Source organism: Vibrio sp. 1641 (assembly GCF_033339995.1).
Taxonomy (GTDB): domain Bacteria; phylum Pseudomonadota; class Gammaproteobacteria; order Enterobacterales; family Vibrionaceae; genus Vibrio; species Vibrio alginolyticus.
The window spans coordinates 1-777 of the sequence record NZ_JAWOVP010000125.1; the positions used below are offsets into that span (position 1 = coordinate 1).

1 protein-coding gene is annotated in these 777 nt (G+C 43.6%); it reads left to right on the forward strand.

What is annotated here, in order from left to right:
- Positions 1-731, forward strand: a 731-nt coding sequence (locus tag R7Z47_RS24575; protein ID WP_318130726.1) for a type II secretion system F family protein, incomplete at its 5' end; no start/stop codon positions are given.
- Positions 732-777 lie beyond the last annotated feature (46 nt).

A 777-nucleotide genomic window follows, 5' to 3' on the forward strand; every position in this document is an offset into this window, starting at 1 on the left:
GAGCCAAAGTGATCAAGGCTCTAATATATCCAGCCATGGTTATTCTAGTTGCACTGGGAGTATCGTTTATCATGCTAACCAAGGTCATTCCCGAGTTTGAAAAAATGTTTGTTGGCTTTGGTGCTGAACTGCCATGGTTTACAAGGCAAGTCTTAGATCTTTCCGCTTGGACACAAAACTGGAGCCCATTTATCGCACTTGGCTCCATCAGTTTATTTATCTCCGCGAGAGTACTCTCTAAGCGTTCAGATTCTTTTCGCTTAATGCTCAACCGCTCTGTGCTTAAGTTTCCAGTCCTTGGGGCAGTTTTATCGAAAGCCGCTATCGCAAAATTTAGTCGAACCCTCGCTACGAGCTTTACGGCGGGCATTCCGATTTTAACCAGTTTAAAAACCACCTCGAAAACGTCCGGAAATATGCATTATCAATTGGCTATCGAAGAGGTTTATCGCGATACCGCAGCAGGAATGCCGATGTATGTTGCAATGCGCAATTGCAACGTGTTCCCTGAGTTGGTGCTGCAAATGGTTATGATCGGCGAAGAATCCGGCCGACTTGACGATATGCTCAATAAAGTCGCCACAATTTACGAGTTTGAAGTGGACAACACCGTCGATAACCTCAGTAAAATCTTAGAACCATTAATTATCGTTTTTTTAGGTATCGTTGTCGGTGGCTTGGTCACAGCAATGTACTTGCCAATCTTTAACTTAATGAGTGTATTGGGCTAGAATGAGCCGTTAATCCCTTCAAAACAGCATGTTGCTGATTTGACTT